Here is an 18380-nt window from a genome sequence, read left to right as displayed (position 1 = left end):
CTTACTCCATGTTCCTACTGGCGATGTATCGCCTCGTGCCACGTATCGCCATGCTCGGCGAGCATCGCCGTGGCCTCTTCCGGTCCCCAGCTGCCAGCTGCATACTGCGACATCGGGACCGTGCCGTTCGCCCAGGCCTCCATGATCGGTGCAACCCACCGCCACGCCGCCTCGACTTCATCGCGACGAATGAAGAGCACGGGATAACCGCGGACCGCATCCAACAGCAAGCGTTCATATGCGTCCGGATAGCGAACCTTGAATTGCGGGCCGAAATGCGTGTCCATCGTCGCATCGCGCAGTTCGAAGCTGTCGTCCTGCGGATCCTTGACGCTGAGGTGCCAGGTCAGCCCTTCATCCGGCTGAACACGGATAACGAGAACATTGGCTTTTGGCGCCTGCGGAAAGAGGTTTGTCTCGGCGGGCTTGAAGGTAATGACGATCTCGCTCACCTTGCGATGCAGCCGCTTCGCCGTCCGGATATAGAACGGCACGTTTTTCCAGCGCGGCGTGTCGACCTCGGCACGCAGGGCGACATAGGTCTCCGTATTGCTCGCGTGGCCCAGTTCCTCGAGATAGCCGCGGACATTCTCCTCGTTGATCTCACCGGCGACATACTGGCCGCGCACGGTATCGCTTGTCAGACGGTCGCCGGCAAGCGGGCGCAGCGATTTGAGCACGGCCACTTTCGCATCGCGAACCGCATCGGCCTCAAGCGAGGCCGGAGGCTCCATCGCCACCAGACAGAGCACCTGCAAAAGATGGTTCTGCACCATGTCGCGAAGAGCACCCGACGTATCGTAATAAGCCGCCCGCCCCTCCACGCCGACCGTCTCCGCCGCCGTGATCTGAACGGACTTGATATAGTCACCGGACCACACCGCCGACAGCAACGGATTGGCGAACCGCAGCGCGATCACATCCTGGACGGTCTCCTTGCCCAGATAATGATCGATACGGAAGATGTTGTTCTCCTTGAAGAACTTGCCCACCCCCGTATTGATCTCATCCGCCGTGGCAAGATCCGTTCCGATCGGCTTCTCCAGCACGACGCGCGCATCGTCCGTCACCAGCCCCTTGGCGTGCAGATTGGCGGAGACCGCCTCATACAGGTTGGGGGCCGTGGCGAAATAGAAGACGCGCACATGATCCTGCGGCCCTTCCGACAGCAGACCCGACAGGCCTTCCCAGTTGCTGTCCGCCTTCGAGCCGTCCAGGCTGACGTAATAAACCATATTCAGGAAGCGCTCGACCTGCGCCTCCTTGAAGTCCGCCGGCGCGACGAACCGCTTCAGGGCGTCACGGGCGCGGCCCTGATAGGTCGCGCGATCAAGCGGCGAGCGGGCTGTACCGATGATGCGCGCGCTATCCGGCACCTCGCCACTCAGCAGCCGATAGTAGAAGGCGGGCAGCAGCTTGCGCATCGTCAGGTCGCCTGTCGCCCCGAAAACGACATAGTCGAATGGCTTCACCTGTTTGTCAGCGGTCATGATACGGCCTCTTTCGTTTGAGGGCGGCGGGCGAACTGGCGTGACACGACCGGGGCCGCTGCCATCTCGCTTGCTCGGATGAATGCACTTTAGTTCCGTCCGTCACCTGTTCATGTCAAGACTTGCAGACCGTCAAACCCCATTGACCGCCTACACGACCCCGCGATAAGCCCCCGCATTCGCGCAATCAGGGCATCGAACGGAGAACACCCATGGATAACGAGACCCTACATGACGATGCGTCCGTCGGTGGCATCGCGGCGGATCGCCTGCGTTCGATCATCGAGCGTGTCGAACGCCTCGAGGAAGAGCGCAAGGCACTGGGCGGCGATATCAAGGACATCTTCTCGGAAGCGAAATCCGCCGGCTTCGACGTGAAGGTCATCAAGCAGATCATCCGCATTCGCAAGCAGGAGCCTGCGGACGTCGAGGAACAGGAAACCCTTCTGGATGTCTATCGTCGCGCACTGGGCATGTAAGCCCTGAAGCACCCCCGATAGATGCCCACACGCCACCAGCACGGCGTGGCGGGCAATTTCGTGAACGCATCATAAACAAATTTGACATTTGACTCTTGGCGGATTCCCTGAAATTCGACTAGATCGCGCCATGACGTCATTATTCGCCTGGATGCCCCTGTGGATGCAGTTTCTGATCGCCCTCGGCGCCGCCGCGCTGGGGCTGATTTTCCTTTTGATGCCTTTCTCGGTGTTCGGCGTGAAGCCGCGGCTCGAGGAAGTGGAGCTGCAACTCAGCGAGGTGCGTGCCGAACTCCGCGTTCTCACTATGCGCCTGGCACGCAACGAACCGGAAACCGGCCCCTCGGGCGAGCCTGTTTTCCGGCCGCCAACGCGCGATACGCGAGAGGCCGCCGCCTCTGCGCCCGAGCGACCACAGCACACGACCCGCGACCCCATGCCCTGGTCTTCGCCCCCTTACGAAGCGAACCAGCCGCGTCCCGATGTCAGGAAACCGCCGGCTGACACGCCGCGTCAGGCGGCTGCGCCTGCATCCAGGCCTGAAAACCGCTACGAGGATCAGCCCAAACCCGATCATGTCAGCCAGATTCTGAGACCTACGCATTTCGAGCCACCGCCGCGTGAGGCGCCAAGGCAGGCACCGCCACCCGCATGGAACGCTTCGCCGACCTCTCCTACTCCCGAACCACGACGCCAGGAGCCGCCAGTTCGCCAGCGTGAGGAAATGTCGCCCAGACCCGATGAGGACGCACGGCGACGGTATGACGACGAGAGCGGCAATCGCCGCCCGCGATCGGAACCAACGCTGCGCTGGCCACCACGCGGCTGAAATCCGACTAGTAAGTGAGGCAGCCTCGGGCCAAGACCGCTGGCCCAGGGAACGGCCCTTTACTGGCGGAATGTCAGGACAAGGTCATCCCGATGGACGAGGCTGTGCCGTCCCCTGTAGCCCAGCACCGTCTCGATATCTTCCGATCGGCGGCCGACAAGCAGACCCGCTTCCTGTGAATCGTATTGGATTAGGCCGCGCGCAATCTCAAGCCCGTCCTGATCGACGATCGAGACGAGGTCTCCCTGCGTGAAATCACCTTCGACAGACAGGATGCCGGCTGGTAGCAGCGATCCGCCCTGCATCAGTGCCGCCGCAGCGCCCCCATCGACGACGAGGCGCCCACCGACGTTCAGGCTGCCGCCAATCCACCGCTTACGTGCCGATCCGGCATCCGTCATGGCCTGAAACCACGTGCACCGACCTCCATCGATCAGGCGCGACAACGGCCTTTCACTCAACCCCGCTGCAATGACCATCGATGCGCCAGCACCGTTGGCAATACGTGCGGCGAGAAGCTTCGTATACATACCGCCAGAGGAATAACCTGGCGGCGGCGCACCGCCCATCGCAAGAACGTCATCAGTCAGGCGCTCGATGAACGGGAGATGGCGGGCGCTGGGGTCGATACGTGGATCCGCCGTATAAAGGCCATCGATATCCGACAGCAATACCAGCAGATCGGCCCCGATCATCTGCGCGACACGCGCCGCGAGGCGGTCATTGTCACCAAAGCGAATTTCCGCCGTCGCAATGGCGTCATTTTCATTGATGACGGGCACACAACCCATCTTCAGGAGCGCAAAAAGCGTTCCACGTGCATTCAGATGCCGCGCGCGTGACTCGGTATCGTCGGGCGTGAGGAGCAGTTGAGCGGCCGTCATGCCTTCCTGCGCCAGCGCCGTGCTCCACGCCTGTGCAAGACCGATCTGACCCACGCTGGCTGCCGCCTGTTTTTCGGCCAGACGCAGCTTGCGCGCTGCCAGCCCCAGCTGGACCCGTGCCAGAGCAATGGCGCCGGAGGAGACGACGACCACTTCCTTACCTTCGGCACGCAGGCGCGCGATGTCCGCGCATACGCCGGCCAGCCAGTTCTCCCGCAAGGCAGCGCGTTCGGCATCGACGAGCAGCGCACTGCCGATCTTGATGACGACACGCTGCGCCACACGAAATCGTTCGGCAGCCGACGTCGTCATCACATCCGGTCCGGCGATGCGACAGAGACTGCTTCCTGCTCTGCCCGACGCGTTGCCGTGACCTGATCCTGCACGAAACGAAGCAGTTCCGGCAGGCCCTCTCCAGTGACGCCGGAGAGCGTCAGAACCGGGGCGCCGGAAGCCTTGGCCAATGCGCGCTTGCGGGTGGTGATCTGCGCCTTTGTCAACGCGTCGCATTTATTCAGCACGACGATCTCCGGTTTGGCGGCGAGATTCTCATCATAAGCTGCCAGTTCGTGCCGGATCATTCGGTAATTCTTGACGATCTGGCTTTCCGTGCCGTCGAGAAGATGGATAAGCGTCGCGCACCGTTCGACATGTCCGAGAAAACGGTCACCAAGCCCGGCACCATCACTCGCGCCCTCGATCAGACCGGGAATGTCGGCGATGATGAACTCTTCCGTGGCGGAAATCCGCACCACGCCCAACTGCGGGTGCAACGTCGTGAACGGATAATCCGCGATCTTCGGTTTCGCTCGGGAACAGACGGATAGCAGGGTGGACTTTCCTGCATTCGGCAGACCGACCAGCCCAACATCGGCAATCAGCTTGAGCCGCAGCCACACCCAGCGCTCCTCGCCCGGCCAGCCTTTATCGGCACGCCGCGGGGCGCGATTGGTGCTGGTCTTGTAGTGCGCGTTGCCGAAGCCGCCATCGCCCCCGCGACACAGCAATATCTCTTTGCCGACCACATCGAGATCCGCCAGCATCGTTTCGCGATCCTCATCGAAAACCTGCGTACCGACCGGCACATCGATGACAACATTCGGCGATGCGGCTCCGGTGCGGTCGGAACCAGCGCCGTTGCCACCCTTGCGCGCCCGGAAGTGCTGCGTGTACCGGAAATCGATCAATGTGTTGAGATTGGCAACTGCACGGAAGATGACGTCGCCACCCCGACCGCCCTTGCCGCCGTCCGGCCCACCGAACTCGATATATTTTTCACGTCGGAAAGCAATGACGCCGTCCCCGCCGTCGCCGGACCGTACATATATTTTGGCTTGGTCGAGAAACTTCATCACTGATTCCTGAAGAAACGAAAAAGGCCGGCCCATCCGGACCGGCCTCCATCTGTGCGCATCGTTGAGAGACGATACGAACGATGCGCCGAATTACTCGGCGGCTTCCGGTAGCGCCACGGAAACGTGGACACGCCCTTCGGCGCGGCGCTGGAACTTCACATGCCCGTCCACCAGGGCGAACAGCGTGTGATCACGACCGAGACCGACATTGCTGCCAGCCTTCATCTTCGTGCCACGCTGGCGAACGATGATGTTACCGGCAACAACGCTCTCGCCACCGAATTTCTTGACGCCGAGGCGTCGGCCGGCGCTATCGCGTCCGTTGCGGCTGGAACCGCCTGCCTTTTTTTGTGCCATGGGTCTTTCTCCCTATATCCGGTTCGGTACGATTAGGCTGCGTTGATGGCGTCGATGCGCAGCACCGTAACGGGCTGGCGATGGCCATTCTTGCGGCGGCTGTTCTGGCGGCGACGCTTCTTGAAGATGATCACCTTCGCCAGACGGTCCTGGGCGATCACGGTTGCCGTAACGGTCGCACCGGCCACGAGCGGCGCACCGATCGTCACGCCTGCTTCCGACCCGACGGCCAGAACATCCGAAAAGGTCACCGTGCTGCCGGCTTCGGCTTCGAGCTTCTCGACCTTCAGGGTGGCCTGCGGTGCCACCCGATACTGCTTCCCGCCTGTGCGGATAACTGCGAACATCTGTATTCTCTTTCGTGTCCGAACTCTTGACGATATTTGCCGAGGTGTTCCTCGGTCGGCATCGCCCCGTCGCTTTTTGTTTTTGGCTACACTCAAGGGTGTCGCGAGGTGCGCTCCCTACAGGACGCGGCGGGCGTTCGTCAATGAAATCCGTCGGCACGAGAAAGGAAATTTTGCAAAATCGCCACGATTTTCGAATTGCCCTCTTGCCTGATCCTTCACCTCCCCCCTATAAGCCCGCCAACGACCCCGGCTTGCCGGATTGGAGAGGTGCCAGAGTGGTCGATTGGGACGGTCTCGAAAACCGTTGTACCTTCACGGGTACCGTGGGTTCGAATCCCACCCTCTCCGCCAGATAAATCAAAAATTCCCAGATTTTTTAGGTAGTTATCTGATTTGTCGAAATTCATTCCACCTTGGGTCCTATCTTAAAAAATGCGTCATCGTGCAGCGTCCGGACGCGATATGCGTCGTTTTATAAATTTCCCGATGTTGACCTGCTGACCGATGTCCTGCTTTCCCCAGAGACATCTAGATGATCTGAGGGCGCGACTGAAACAGCGACCGTTCATAGCTGCTGATTTCATCAGAGCAAGATTTCTGTGGATTCTTCATATTTGCGGTGAAGGCTAGGGCCTGTTAGGGCTTGAAAGCGCTCGCTTTCTGCATAGCTCTTTGTGATGAACATGATGCAGTCTGTGATTTCCGATGATGCGTGGCGGGTCTGGGAGCCTTTGATCGAGGCGGTGCGTCCCAGAGGTAAAACACCGCCATGCAACTTGCGTCAGACGGTGTCGGCGATCTTCTGGCGTCACCAGAACGGCGCGAAATGGCGATCTATCCCCTCTGAATTCGGCCCCTGGTGGACCGCAGCCAGCTTTTCATTCGATGGGCAAAACTCGGCGTCTGGGAAGCACTCTTCGAGCGAGCAAAAAACCAGGATCCAGCCCTGGGCATGGTCTTTCTCGATGGCACGAACATCAGGGCGCATCACAAGGCGGCGGGAGCGGCCAAAAAGGGGGATTCCGAAAGAGCCGAAGCAATTGTCAGGCACTTAGTCGCTCGCGTGGAGGCTTTGGCAGCAAGGTCTGCGTAGCGGCCAATGGGCGCGGAAAAGCCCTGTCGTTCATCCGCATCCTGGATCAATCAGGTGGAGCGCTGGTTCGCTGAACTGACGCGCAAGCAACTCCAGCGTGGCGTGCATCGGTCCACGGCCGACCTCGAAGCCGATATCGTCGCGTTCATCGAAGCACATAACGAAAACCCCAAACCGTATCGGTGGGTTAAATCCGCCGACCAGATCCTCGCTTCCGTCAAACGTTTCTGCCACAAGATAATGACACGGACTTCAGATTCGGGTGACTAGAGGGTATTATGTACTTTCTGCGCGGCTTGATTCATACTGGAGGGCATTGCCGAGTGCCCGCAAGCCGTATCCCTCTGACGTCAGCGACGAAGAATGGTCGTTGGTGGTGCCGTATCTGACGCTGATGACGGAAACTGCCCCGCAGCGGGAGCACTCGTTGCGAGAGTTGTTCAATGCGCTGCGCTACGGCATCGCTTGGCGCGCCATGCCCAATGACCTGCTGCCGTGGGCTGCGGTCTACCAACAGGCGCAGCGCTAGGATGGCAGCCGGGTGCTTCGTGACCCTGGCCTACGTGGATCAGGGCTACACCGGCGAGACCGCGGCAGATGCCGCAAAGGCCGAGGGGATCGCTCTGCACGTGGTCCGATTGCCGGAAGCAAAGCGCGGTTTCGTGCTGCTGCCTCGGCGCTGGGTGGTGGAGCGGTCGTTCGCTTGGGCGACCCGCTGCCGCAGGTTGGTGAAGGACTACGAGCGGTATGCCACAACACCTGCCAGCTTCCACGTCATCGCATTTGTCGGATATATGCTCAAACACGCAGCTCAACTGATGCAGGGTGCATAACACCCTCTAGGCGTCCCGGTAAGCAAGAATTGTCAGACCGAAGGCATTTTCGACCACGGAGGCGAAACGCAGTGTTGCTTCGCCGTCCGAAAAGGATGGTATAAAAACCAGAGCACAAACAGATGTCGTGGTGCTCTCTGCGTCTTTCGGCAAACCGGAATCCCAGCTTACAGCGCCGCCATAACAGCAATAGACTTCTAGCGCTGCCGTATTCCTCAAGACGGGCGCGCCCGGCGGCGCCAATGGCTCAAGGGAGACAACAAGTCTGTTCGAAAATGCCAGCGCGGCGGCAAGCGCGACCGTGTGCTCGACATCGTCCATGAGAAACACCGGGAACTGGCGCCGGCGCTTTGCGTCCCGCAATGCCGCTGTGATCTGATCGAGCGTGCCTTCCAGCGTAAACCCTTCATATGGCGCTGTGTTGACGGAAAGTTCCTCCTGCCAGGCAGGCGGGACATTCCGTCCCCAGACCACCACGTCGATCGCGGTCATGGTCAGATCAAGCAGAATGGTCGGGTCACTCGCGGCGCGCACGCGCGGCGCCAAAGCCACAGCCGGATCCGGCCAGCTTTCAATAACAAGCATGCTCAGGCCGCGATGACGAGAGGCTCGTCCGCGGAGGCTCCACAGGCATCCGCGGCGTCGACCGTCAGCAGAAGCCGCATCCTGTCACCTTCGGGCAGAACCGAGAGCGGCGGCGAACGGTGGCGGAGGGTGTCGTCCTCCCGCCAGTTCGGTGCGCAACGCCCCTTGAGAAACACGACCGCCCCCGGCTCGGCCTCGGCAATTGTGCGCCCTTCGTCGCGCGTCCATTGAACACCCGGGCCGCAGTACGTGCAAAGCAGGCGCAGATCCACGCAATCGACATGGAATTTCCGGCAACTGTCGCTAACGACGCGTTCCAGCCGCACCCGAAGCGCATCATGTCCGGAAATCGACTGAAAAGTCTGCGCCAGTATCCGCATATCCTCGAGAAGCATCTGCGTCTCGGCCGTGAATGCCTGACGGACCGCCGTGTCGATGGACGCAAACGTTCCTCTCGCCACAATCAGCCGCGGACCGGTTGCGAGGTGGCGATGTGCCGCCTGACGCAGTCGGTCCGGCAGCACGCGACGGCTCATGGCCATCGCATGTCCGGGCGCGCGTACGGGCTTGCAATCGACAAGGAGCTGAATCTCCCTTCGCGTTAAGCATGCATCGGATGGCGTGACGTTAGGCATGGTCGAAGCATCTACCATCTTGATAGTACGTTATAACATAACGTATTAGGTAGGCAGAGACAACATTCAGGTGGGCCTCATGAACGACCTTGCGACCAACAAGCTGCCCGTCACGGTGCTTTCCGGCTTCCTCGGGGCGGGCAAGACCACGCTGCTCAACCACATCCTCAACAACCGCGAGGGGCGAAAGGTCGCGGTCATCGTCAATGACATGAGTGAAGTGAACATCGACGCCGATCTCGTGCGCCACGGCGGCAGCAATCTTTCACGGGCCGACGAAAAACTGGTGGAAATGAGCAACGGGTGCATCTGCTGCACCTTGCGTGATGACCTGCTGCAGGAAGTCGGGCGCCTGGCCCGTGAAGGTCGGTTCGACTATCTGCTGATTGAATCAACGGGCATCTCCGAACCGCTCCCTGTCGCGGCGACTTTTGAATTCCGGGACGAGGACGGCCACAGCCTGAGCGATCTTGCCCGTCTCGACACGATGGTGACAGTGGTCGATGCGGTCAATCTCCTCAAGGACTATGCCTCGTCCGATTTTCTGCGCGACCGCGGCGAGACGGCCGGAGAAGGTGACGAGCGTGCGCTGGTAGACCTGCTCGTCGAACAGATCGAGTTGGCCGATGTCGTCATCCTCAACAAGATCGACACCGCATCATCCGAGCAGGTCAGCGCGGCACGGCAGATCATCCTGTCGCTCAATCCGGATGCCGACGTCATCGAAAGCAGCCAGAGCCGTGTGGCGCTCGACCGTGTGCTTGACACCGGCCGGTTCGATTTCGAGCGGGCACATGAACACCCCCTTTGGTTCAAGGAACTTCATGGTCACGAAGACCACGTCCCGGAAACTTTGGAATACGGGATCAGCAGCTTCGTATATCGAGCGCGCCGCCCTTTCCTGCCAGAAGCGTTCGCGCGCTTCATCGAACGGTCGTGGCCAGGACTGATCCGTGCCAAGGGGTATTTCTGGCTCGCGACGCGCCCGGGCTGGGTGGGCGAACTCAGCATCGCCGGCGCCCTGGCCCGGCATCAGGCGGCAGGTCACTGGTGGGTGAATGTGCCGCGCGAACAGTGGCCGGACAATGCAGAATGGCGCACCATGATCTCGAAACAATGGGATAAGACCTATGGAGATCGGCGTCAGGAGCTGGTCTTCATCGGTGCGGGTCTCGACGATGCGGCGATCCGCGAGGCACTGGATGCCTGCCTCGCGCCCGCAGAAACAGGCAACGCTTTCAGGTCGCAACGCTATGCCCGCTTGCCCGATCCCTTCCCGGCATGGCGGGCATAGCCGGTAGTTGCCGGCTGAGCTTCTGCGCCGGTCCGGCGGCCAGTGTCTCGCGGCAGGGAGCGCCCCGCCATGAGACGCCCGATCATGCAACAGCCGGTCATGCGATACCCATGACTGGGTCGGAGATGCTCACGCGGCCGGTCTCGACGTGGCCGGCGAGGCGGATTTCATTGCCCGGTTCATCCGGCATGGTCACAGTCAGGTCATACCAGTGATGACTGTCCACGAGGTCGATGGACAGGCTCGATGTCCCGATAGCAGGAATGTCGAGGGTGCGATCCGCGGCACCATAGGCGTTGTCGCGGAGTAACAGGCGCCTGACGATCCGCGCGCTGTTTGCAGCGCTAAGAACCAAGGTGCCGGCGGCTGCATCGTGGCGCGCGGCGAGGCTGACCGTTACCGGTCTGGACATACGAAAATATCGCGCAAAGCCGTTCGGCCCCAGCACGGTGATGCGGTGATCGCCTCCGTCCCCGACAGGCCATGTATCCCGCACGGACTTTCCCGCCCCGATGGTGTAGCGACGTGGCGTCTCATCCGTCCCATCACGATAGACATGGAGACACGCCGCCCGCGTGCCGTCATTGCGCATGTCGACTGTCAGCGCATCGGGCGCGGACACGGTGAGATCCGCAGCCAGCGCATAGGGTAATGCCCGGGCCGGACGTGCTCCGGGCTCCTGCCGACCGATATCCTCGATGCGGCTTTGCGACGGGACGACGACAGCTGGCAATTTGCAGGATGCATCGGCAATCTTGCGATAGGCTTTGGTATCGGGCAGCGGAACTGACACGGTTCGCTTGCGTGCGAAGTCGAATGCACCTGTCAGATCGCCGCAGACGGCGCGACGCCAGGGCGTGATATTGGGTTCCTGCACGCCGAAACGCGTCTCGATGAAGCGAATGACGGAGGTGTGATCGAATACCTCAGAACAGACGAAACCGCCCGTGCTCCAGGGCGAAATGACAAACGCCGGCACACGCGGCCCCAGGCCGAAGGGCAGCATGTCCGCCGTCTGGCTCTCTGGCCGGAAAGCGGCGACGCGGTCGTGAATTTCGCCCGTGGTTTCGATCGTGCTTTTCCCCGGCAGGACGGGGGTGGGCGGCTGCGGCGGCGGCACGTGATCGAAATACCCGTCGTTCTCGTCGTACATGACCAGAAAGACGGTCTTTGCCCAGACCTCGGGATTAGCCGTCAGGGCGTCCAGCGCATGCGCGATAAAGGTCGCACCATAGCCCGGCGTCCAGCGGGGATGTTCGGAATAGGCCGCCGGCGGCAGAATCCAGGAGACCTGCGGCAGGCGATCCGCCAGCACGTCCTGTCGCAGATGATCGAGCGTACGGGCGGTCATCGCGCGCTCATGCAGGGGCGATCCCGAGGGCGCATCGACGAAATTGCGGAAGTTCATCAGCACGTTCGTGCCAAAATTCCCGTTTTCGATATCCGAGACTGACAGACTCTGCTGATAGACACGCCAGTCGATCCCGGCTTCCTGAAGGCGTTCAGGATACGTGGTCCAGGAAAAGGGCGCGGCAACGTTGGGATAAAAGGGCCGATCCACCCAGTCCCTGTTGTCGAGGACCGGACCGCCACCAGCTCCGGTCGGATCGACCATGCCGGTCATGAGGTAATAGCGGTTGGGATGTGTCTGGGTCGGCGTGGAACAAAACCAGTGGTCGCAGACCGTGAACGCATCGGCCAGTGCGTAATGAAAGAGAATGTCATTGCGCGTATAGTAGCCCATCGTCATATCCGTCTTGTGACGGGGCCATTGATTGTTCCAGCCCTTGTTGATCGCGGCATGTGTCGGCGACCAGCTGTGATCAAGGTCGATCACACATTGCGCGCTGGTGGTCTGTGTCGGGAGATGGAAGGGCGTGATCCAGCCGTCCGTCGCGTTATGTCGCTGTTGCCACCAGACGGGCAGGCCTTCCGGGCCGCGCACGACATGTCGGTCCCCATAGCCGCGCACGCCGGAGAGATGACCGAGATAGTGGTCGAACGACCGGTTCTCCTGCATCAGGACAACGATATGCTGGACATCCTCGATCGTTCCGCTTTCGCGTCGCGCAGGAATGGCGCGGGCACGCTGGATCGACGGAAGCAGACTGGCCAGCGAGAGGCCGGCGCCCGCTGTCAGCAGTCTTCGGCGTTTGATGTCTGATGGCAATGATACGTTCCCCCAAGCACACAGAAACGTTATATTGTATCATCTTCGCCCTGACGTCGATCGGTTCTCCAGCGAATTTCATGTCACCGTCACAACAAATATGACTGAACGCCATCGGTCTGCTTGCCCAGCCCGGGCGGCTGTCTTCCTGAACGAATTGAGCGGACAGGCAGCGATTGCCCTTCCTCCGGTCGGTCCACTGCCGGCCACGGTATCCCGAAAGCTGACATAGGACAGGAACCTGTATGCTGAATTCCACGGTGGCGGCGCTCCGCCGCCATTGAACGTTAATGGACGCGCAAGAAATGCCGTGGTCTAGTCGAGGCGACCTCAAACGGGTGACAAAATCGATGTCATATGAAAATCCGTTCTGGAACAGGGAAACTCTGGCCTTGCCCAACAGCCTGCTCGACGTCACCAAACCCGTCCGTCAGGCAGTCTGGGCATGGACAGTCGCCATTGGCCTCGGCGTCTCGCCGACATGGGCAAAAGACACCTCAAACCATGACACCGATATGCTGACGGATGATCATTATCTGTCTTCCCGCATCATTGACGGTGGCGGTCTCATCACGCAGGTCTGTCGTGCCTACGTTGGCAAACCGCAGATCAGGCGAGCACGCCACGACGGCGACCGGCTCAATACCTTTACTCTGCGCGCCAGATGTCTGATCAAGCCACAGAACGACGGCAGCGATTGCCCGCAATATGACATCACTGCCCGTGGCACGCTCGATCGCACAATCAACCAGACCACCGTGACGCTGCGCGACGTTGATTTGCGTCTAATCTGCTCCACGGAAGGACGTTGAACCTTCCACGGTTCACTCTTCTTTTCCCTGAGCGACTCTCCGCACCAAGGCGTGACGTGGCGCGTTCCACAAACCGCCCCCGTAGATGACCCAGAACCTCTTCGACAAGACTCCAGATAACCCGAAGCGAGTGATCCGCCGCGATCCGCTCTTCCAGCCGAATAGACGAAAACAGTTCCGTGATCGACCTTCCTGGCCTCGCAACGCACCCTTCACCCAACGCAGAAAGCGAGTTACTTCAAGCCAGCAGCGTCCAGACCTTTTCAGCAGCCTGCTAGAGGCGGCCGTGCGTAAAAGAAAATCAACTCGACAACGTTGTATTCATTGCGCGGCGTTCGCGTCGGCGCGCTTGCGCAAGGCGACCAGAGAACGCACCGGCACGCAAAGGATGAGAACGCCCCACCCCAAAACATATGCCACGGCGCAGTAGCCAAGGACCGGCAGAAGCTGCCCTGCCGCGACAAAGCCGCCGACGATGTGAAGCGCCAGGGCGCCCCCGATATTGCCACAGAACGCCCCGATCCCGGTTCCTCGCCCTACCTGGTCGTGCGGTAGCCATTCGGTCAAAAGACCAAAGAGATTGACGGCAAAAGTCTGATGCGCGGCAAGCGCCAGTCCGCAGATCAGGACGCCCCAGCCCAACGTCGGTATCCACAGAACCAGAGGCAGAGGCAGCACGCACAAGGCCGCCAGCCCCATCACGACCCGCCGTGCCCTTTCATGGGACAAGCCGTTGCCAGCCAGCATTGCGGGCGCATAGCCACCGATGATCGACCCAAGAGCGGCCATGGCATACGCAACGGCCAGCGGCGCACCCAGATGGGCGGTGTCCAGACCATAGCGCCGATGCAGGATGTCCGGCAGCCAGAACAGCAGGAACCACCACACAGGGTCGGTCAGAAATTTCCCCAGCGCGAATGCTGCTGTCAGGCGACGGCCAGTGCCACCCACGACAGGACGTGACGTGGCAGCCCCCTTGCCAGACCACGCATTTACGTCAACCCGCGCTGGAACATGCGTGGCGTCCGTCTGGCTGAACCAGAGCACCGTGCAAACCAGGCCGATCGAGCCCACGATCACGATCGTCCCCCGCCAGCCCGTATAGCCGGACAGCGCCGACACCAGTAGCGGGGCCAGCATCGCCGCAAGGTTCGGCGCCGCGTTCAGCAAGCCGATCATGCGCCCTCGCGCGTCAGGAGCAAAATATTGCGCCATCGCCTTCATGGTGGCGGGCGTGCCCACCCCTTCGAACACGCCGAGCGCGATACGGACGCCCAGGAACCCGGACACCGTACTGACGGCGGCGTGCAGGACGGTGGCGAGGCTCCATCCGGCCAGACCGGCCCCCAGTGTCCACCGGACGCCGAAACGGTCGGTGACCCAGCCGCTTGCCAGGAGGCTGAAAGCGATCGCCAGTTGCGACCAGGACGAAATCGTCGCGTAATCCGCGGCGCTCCACCCGAATTCCCGATCCAGAACCGGCTTCAGCAGGGCGATCACTTGCCGGTCCGCATAGGCCACGATCCCAATCACAAATAGCAGGATCAGCATCGTGCGCCGCGACCGAGACCGCGCGGAAGGCAAGGCTGCCCGGCCGTCCGCCTGGACGGATGCCATCGGTCAGAATTCCTTGCGCAGTTCGAAACCACCATACCGGTTGAAGTCGCGGGCGATGAAATTGGTCACCCCGGCCTCATTGCCGTATTTGCGGAAGGATGCGTAATGCGTGTTCAGAGCGTTGCGGAGCACCAGCGTCAGTTTCAAACGGTCGGGCCGGTCATTCAGACCGACGCTCATATTCCATATCCCGTATGCCGACTGAATTGTATCGGGCGTTTCGGCCAGTGAGTACTGGGTCTGGCTCTGCCACGTATAGACGCTGTTCAGATCAAGGCTGAACCGGTCGTTGATGGGCCGATCGTAATCGGCTCCGAGGACGAATTTCCAGCGTGGCGCAAAGGGCAGCGGCTTGCCGTCGACATTGCAGGACGAGGCCGCGCCGGACGGGCAGTTGAAGCGATCGATCGTCGCATAGGTATAGGCGAAATTGCCATTCAGGGTCAGATAGCGCACCGGGCGCAGGGTCATGTCGCCCTCAACGCCCTTGGTCGAAACACTGCCCGCATTGATCAGGGTCGTGATGAAGCCGCCATTGACGAATTGCGGCAGGTTGGCCTGATAGTTCGAGAAATTTTCGATGAAACCGGCAAAATCCAGCGTCAGTCGACGGTGCCAGAACTGCGATTTCAGGCCGATCTCGAAGCTCTGGTTCGTCTCCGGCTTGAGGGCTCGGGTATCCGTGATCTGCATATTGGGAAACACGTTGAAGGACGGTCCCTTGTAGCCATGCGAATAGGTGAAATAGGCATTGATGTCGGTGGTGATGTCGTATTGCAGGCCGATCCGGTCGCCATAGCCGTTATGGGCCGTCGATCCTGACGTCGTCAGCGGCGGACGAATGCCCAGGGTTGCGACCGGCAGGGTGGAGACGCGGTTGAAACCGAAATCCAGGTCATCGCGCAGCAGGCGCAGGCCAAGGATGGCCCGGAAGTTTCGGGTGAAATTCAGGTTGCCTTCGCCGAAGATCGCATAGTTGTTTCCGGTCAGGTTCGAATGCATGTCGCCCACGGCACTCTGGTTCGCATCCCCTGGTAAGGCCGTGACCTCCCGGTGGTAGTCGCTCATATTGTTCGTGTGCAGGTAATAGAGGCCCGCAACGTAATCGAAGAAATGCCCTTTCGGCGACGCAATGCGCAATTCCTGGGACGCCTGCCAGAAGGCGAGCCGCCCCTGATCATACACCTGCGGCAGCCCGCGATAGGGCTGGGACAGTTGATCGTAATCCTGGTTCTGGTCGTTCTGCCAGCGTCGGTATGCGGAGATCGACGTCAATCTGTAGCCGCCGCCAAGTTTCCGATCGACGGTGACGGATACGCCACCATTATCGTCGATCGACTGAGTCAGGTTGTTGTTGCTAATCGTGGCGTTGTGGTTCGACGGGTTAATTCCTTCCGAGCGCAGTGCCGCGGCGAGCGCAGGACTGGGCGTCACGGTGCCGGTGGGATAGGCGATCCGCGACGTCGCCGAAAAGATTCCGTTCACGACGGGATCATTCGCATGGATATAGTCGAGCCCCAGCGTGACCGTTGTCTCGTCATCGGGCGTCCAGGCCAACTTGGACCGGAAGCCCCGATGCTGGTAGCCGTTCACTTCCTTACCCAGCGCCGTATTATAGACGTTTCCGGTGAATCCACTGACCAGCGCGCCAAAATTTCCAGTCAACCTGCCGGGGACCAGGGTGCCGGAAACGCCACCAGCCAGGCGATATTCATCGCCGCTGAAATAGGCTGCATCGGCATAGGCATGGAAAGCCCTGGTCGGGGCCGCCGTGGTGATGTTGATCGCACCGGCCGAGGCGTTTTTCCCGAACAGGGTGCCCTGCGGGCCACGCAGGACCTCGATATGGTCCAGGTCGATCATTTCGGACAGCGCTTCGCCCGCACGTGCCAATACGACCCCGTCGATCACCGTCGAGACTGACGGCTCTACGCCCGGCGACGTCGATGTGGTGCCCATGCCGCGCACGAAGACGACCCGGTCGTTCGCCGAAGCTGCCGTCTGAAAGTTTGCCGACGGCACGAACGCCAGCATGCTCGACAGGTCGTGCGCGTTCAGCTTGTCCGCCTGGGCGCGGGTAAAAATCGAAACAGCGACTGGCGTCTTCTGCAAAGGTTCACTGCGCCGGCGTACTGTAACTTGGATTTCCTCGGTAGGCGCGGTATCCGCAACCTCGATACGAGCGGGTTTCGCCGGGCTCGCCTTCGGCACCCGATGTGGCGAAGACGGTGTAAGCGGCAGGCGACCAGGAACCGCGGCGTGGGCTTGAACGACCAGGCAGGCGACACCCCCCGTCATCAAGAGGTACTTGATCGAAGAGAAGCCCGTGCCAGGATGTATAGCAACGGTCCAGATACGTTCCATTTCAACGACCATAATCAGTGATTTACCTTCCGAAGCACCGCTTCGACCGTTATAAACTGTCACTTTAGATCGTCAAATGATTATATCATACGGAATTCCGTCGTATATTATGCGCCCGACCGACGCCCGAGCCTGCCGGACGTCGTCATCCCGCGCTGCGCGTCAATCGGAAAGATTGCGCCACAGATCGATCCCACCCTCATGGGCATAGGTGTCGATCAGTTCCAGTTCTTCGCGGCTGAAAGTCGTGTTTTTAAGTGCGTCCAGGGAATCGTCGAGTTGGCGGACATTACGCGCGCCGATAAGGGCGGAGGTCACGCGCGGGTCGCGCAACACCCAGGCAATCGCCATCTGGGCAAGGCTCTGGCCACGTTTCTGCGCAATGTCGTTAAGCGCGCGCACATGAGCGATATTCTCGTCCGTCAGCATGGCCTGCGTGAAGGAGTCTCCTGCGGCCGCACGCGATTCCGCGGGAACACCGTTCAGATATTTGTTCGTCAATAGTCCTTGCGCCAGCGGCGAGAAAGCGATGCAGCCCACCCCCAGTTCGGCAAGCGTATCCAGCAACTCGGTTTCAACCCAACGATTCAGCATCGAATAAGATGGCTGGTGGATCAGCAGCGGGACGCCTTCCGCCTTCAAAATGGCTGCTGCCTGCCGTGTCCGCTCCGGCCCGTAGGAGGATATGCCGACGTAAAGCGCTTTGCCCTGGCGGTGCATCTGCACAAGCGCGCCCATCGTCTCTTCCAGCGGCACGTCGGGCGTAGGGCGGTGGGAATAGAAAATATCGACATAATCCAGACCCATGCGGCACAGGCTCTGGTCGAGCGACGCCAGCAGGTATTTGCGCGACCCACCGGAACCGTAAGGACCGGGCCACATGTCCCAGCCGGCCTTGGAAGAAATGATCATCTCGTCGCGACGCGCCGCGAAATCCTTCTTGAGGATCGCGCCGAAATTCTCCTCCGCCGAGCCGTAGGGCGGACCATAATTATTGGCGAGATCGAAATGCGTCACGCCACGATCGAACGCCCGGCGGATCACAGCACGCCCGGTCTCCAACACGTCCACGCCACCGAAATTATGCCAAAGTCCAAGGGAGATCGGCGGCAAATCGAGGCCGGATTGGCCGCACCGGCGGAAATTGGCAGTCTGATAGCGATCGGGCGCAGGTGTCCAGGTCACGTTTTTGTCCTTCAATCGATAGTCTTGGCAACGAACCAGAGCGTATCG

General features: G+C 60.6%; 16 protein-coding genes, 1 tRNA gene and 3 pseudogenes. 9 read left to right on the top strand and 11 right to left on the bottom strand.

Annotated elements, in window-relative coordinates; genetic code table 11:
• Positions 1-14: 14 nt before the first annotated feature.
• On the bottom strand, positions 15-1490 hold the full coding sequence (gene zwf / locus A0U93_RS01395) for a glucose-6-phosphate dehydrogenase (protein WP_077805784.1): 1476 nt from the start codon (positions 1488-1490) through the stop codon (positions 15-17).
• A gap of 212 nt (positions 1491-1702) precedes the next feature.
• Between zwf and A0U93_RS01390 the strand changes: the two genes are divergently transcribed.
• A complete protein-coding gene (locus A0U93_RS01390; RefSeq protein ID WP_077805783.1) occupies positions 1703-1969 on the top strand; it encodes a DUF2312 domain-containing protein in 267 nt (88 codons plus the stop codon).
• A gap of 130 nt (positions 1970-2099) precedes the next feature.
• A complete protein-coding gene (locus tag A0U93_RS01385) occupies positions 2100-2798 on the top strand; it encodes a hypothetical protein (protein WP_077805782.1) in 699 nt (232 codons plus the stop codon).
• 59 nt (positions 2799-2857) lie between these two features.
• Here the strand turns inward: A0U93_RS01385 and proB are convergent, their stop codons facing one another.
• The 4 genes from proB to rplU form a co-directional block, all read right to left on the bottom strand.
• Positions 2858-3994: a glutamate 5-kinase gene (gene proB / locus A0U93_RS01380; protein WP_147150878.1), complete on the bottom strand. Its 1137-nt coding sequence runs from the start codon at positions 3992-3994 to the stop codon at positions 2858-2860.
• Entirely contained in the window at positions 3994-5034 is a 1041-nt protein-coding gene (gene obgE / locus A0U93_RS01375; protein ID WP_077808234.1) for a GTPase ObgE, read from the bottom strand. The genes proB and obgE overlap by 1 nt, the downstream gene beginning before the upstream one ends.
• A gap of 93 nt (positions 5035-5127) precedes the next feature.
• Positions 5128-5394 (bottom strand): 50S ribosomal protein L27, encoded by a 267-nt coding sequence (gene rpmA / locus A0U93_RS01370; RefSeq protein ID WP_077805780.1) that lies wholly within the window; start codon positions 5392-5394, stop codon positions 5128-5130.
• Positions 5395-5426: 32 nt separating this feature from the next.
• A complete protein-coding gene (rplU, locus tag A0U93_RS01365; RefSeq protein WP_077805779.1) occupies positions 5427-5741 on the bottom strand; it encodes a 50S ribosomal protein L21 in 315 nt (104 codons plus the stop codon).
• A 264-nt stretch (positions 5742-6005) separates the two neighbouring features.
• Here rplU and A0U93_RS01360 point away from each other — a divergent pair.
• The 5 genes and pseudogenes from A0U93_RS01360 to A0U93_RS17165 form a co-directional block, all read left to right on the top strand.
• Positions 6006-6095: transfer RNA gene (locus A0U93_RS01360), tRNA-Ser, on the top strand.
• A gap of 344 nt (positions 6096-6439) precedes the next feature.
• Positions 6440-6869, top strand: a pseudogene (locus A0U93_RS01355) (IS5 family transposase); the annotation flags it as partial.
• Positions 6868-7107: pseudogene (locus A0U93_RS01350) on the top strand (IS630 family transposase); the annotation flags it as partial. The pseudogenes A0U93_RS01355 and A0U93_RS01350, both read left to right, overlap by 2 nt.
• A gap of 46 nt (positions 7108-7153) precedes the next feature.
• Complete coding sequence (locus tag A0U93_RS17170) at positions 7154-7366, top strand: transposase (RefSeq protein ID WP_456306288.1); 213 nt, start codon at positions 7154-7156, stop codon at positions 7364-7366.
• A gap of 25 nt (positions 7367-7391) precedes the next feature.
• A pseudogene (locus A0U93_RS17165) lies at positions 7392-7670 on the top strand (transposase); the annotation flags it as partial.
• A gap of 6 nt (positions 7671-7676) precedes the next feature.
• On the opposite strand, the gene A0U93_RS01340 reads toward A0U93_RS17165, so the two are convergent.
• Positions 7677-8255 (bottom strand): hypothetical protein, encoded by a 579-nt coding sequence (locus tag A0U93_RS01340; RefSeq protein ID WP_077805778.1) that lies wholly within the window; start codon positions 8253-8255, stop codon positions 7677-7679.
• A 2-nt stretch (positions 8256-8257) separates the two neighbouring features.
• On the bottom strand, positions 8258-8890 hold the full coding sequence (locus A0U93_RS01335) for a DUF1826 domain-containing protein (protein ID WP_077805619.1): 633 nt from the start codon (positions 8888-8890) through the stop codon (positions 8258-8260).
• 79 nt (positions 8891-8969) lie between these two features.
• On the opposite strand from A0U93_RS01335, the gene zigA reads away from it, so the two are divergent.
• A complete protein-coding gene (zigA, locus tag A0U93_RS01330; RefSeq protein ID WP_077805777.1) occupies positions 8970-10184 on the top strand; it encodes a zinc metallochaperone GTPase ZigA in 1215 nt (404 codons plus the stop codon).
• A gap of 97 nt (positions 10185-10281) precedes the next feature.
• On the opposite strand, the gene A0U93_RS01325 is transcribed toward zigA, so the two are convergent.
• Positions 10282-12354: a phosphocholine-specific phospholipase C gene (locus A0U93_RS01325; RefSeq protein WP_077805776.1), complete on the bottom strand. Its 2073-nt coding sequence runs from the start codon at positions 12352-12354 to the stop codon at positions 10282-10284.
• A 290-nt stretch (positions 12355-12644) separates the two neighbouring features.
• On the opposite strand from A0U93_RS01325, the gene A0U93_RS01320 reads away from it, so the two are divergent.
• Positions 12645-13166 carry a hypothetical protein gene (locus tag A0U93_RS01320; RefSeq protein ID WP_147151167.1) on the top strand — a complete coding sequence of 174 codons (522 nt, stop codon included), beginning with the start codon at positions 12645-12647 and terminating at the stop codon, positions 13164-13166.
• Between the two features lie 321 nt (positions 13167-13487).
• Here A0U93_RS01320 and A0U93_RS01315 read toward each other — a convergent pair whose 3' ends face one another.
• From A0U93_RS01315 to mgrA, 3 genes are all read right to left on the bottom strand, one after another.
• Positions 13488-14783, bottom strand: coding sequence for an MFS transporter (locus tag A0U93_RS01315; protein ID WP_077805774.1), 1296 nt, complete (start codon positions 14781-14783; stop codon positions 13488-13490).
• A gap of 3 nt (positions 14784-14786) precedes the next feature.
• On the bottom strand, positions 14787-16895 hold the full coding sequence (locus A0U93_RS01310) for a TonB-dependent receptor (protein ID WP_245825000.1): 2109 nt from the start codon (positions 16893-16895) through the stop codon (positions 14787-14789).
• Positions 16896-17309: 414 nt separating this feature from the next.
• Positions 17310-18332, bottom strand: a complete 1023-nt coding sequence (gene mgrA / locus A0U93_RS01305) for an L-glyceraldehyde 3-phosphate reductase (protein ID WP_077808232.1) — start codon at positions 18330-18332, stop codon at positions 17310-17312.
• Positions 18333-18380 lie beyond the last annotated feature (48 nt).

Origin of the sequence: Neoasaia chiangmaiensis, from assembly GCF_002005465.1 — a bacterium.
In the GTDB taxonomy this organism is placed as follows: domain Bacteria; phylum Pseudomonadota; class Alphaproteobacteria; order Acetobacterales; family Acetobacteraceae; genus Neoasaia; species Neoasaia chiangmaiensis.
The sequence above is the reverse complement of the archived record's forward strand: the minus strand, read 5'-3'. Positions and strand labels throughout refer to the sequence as shown.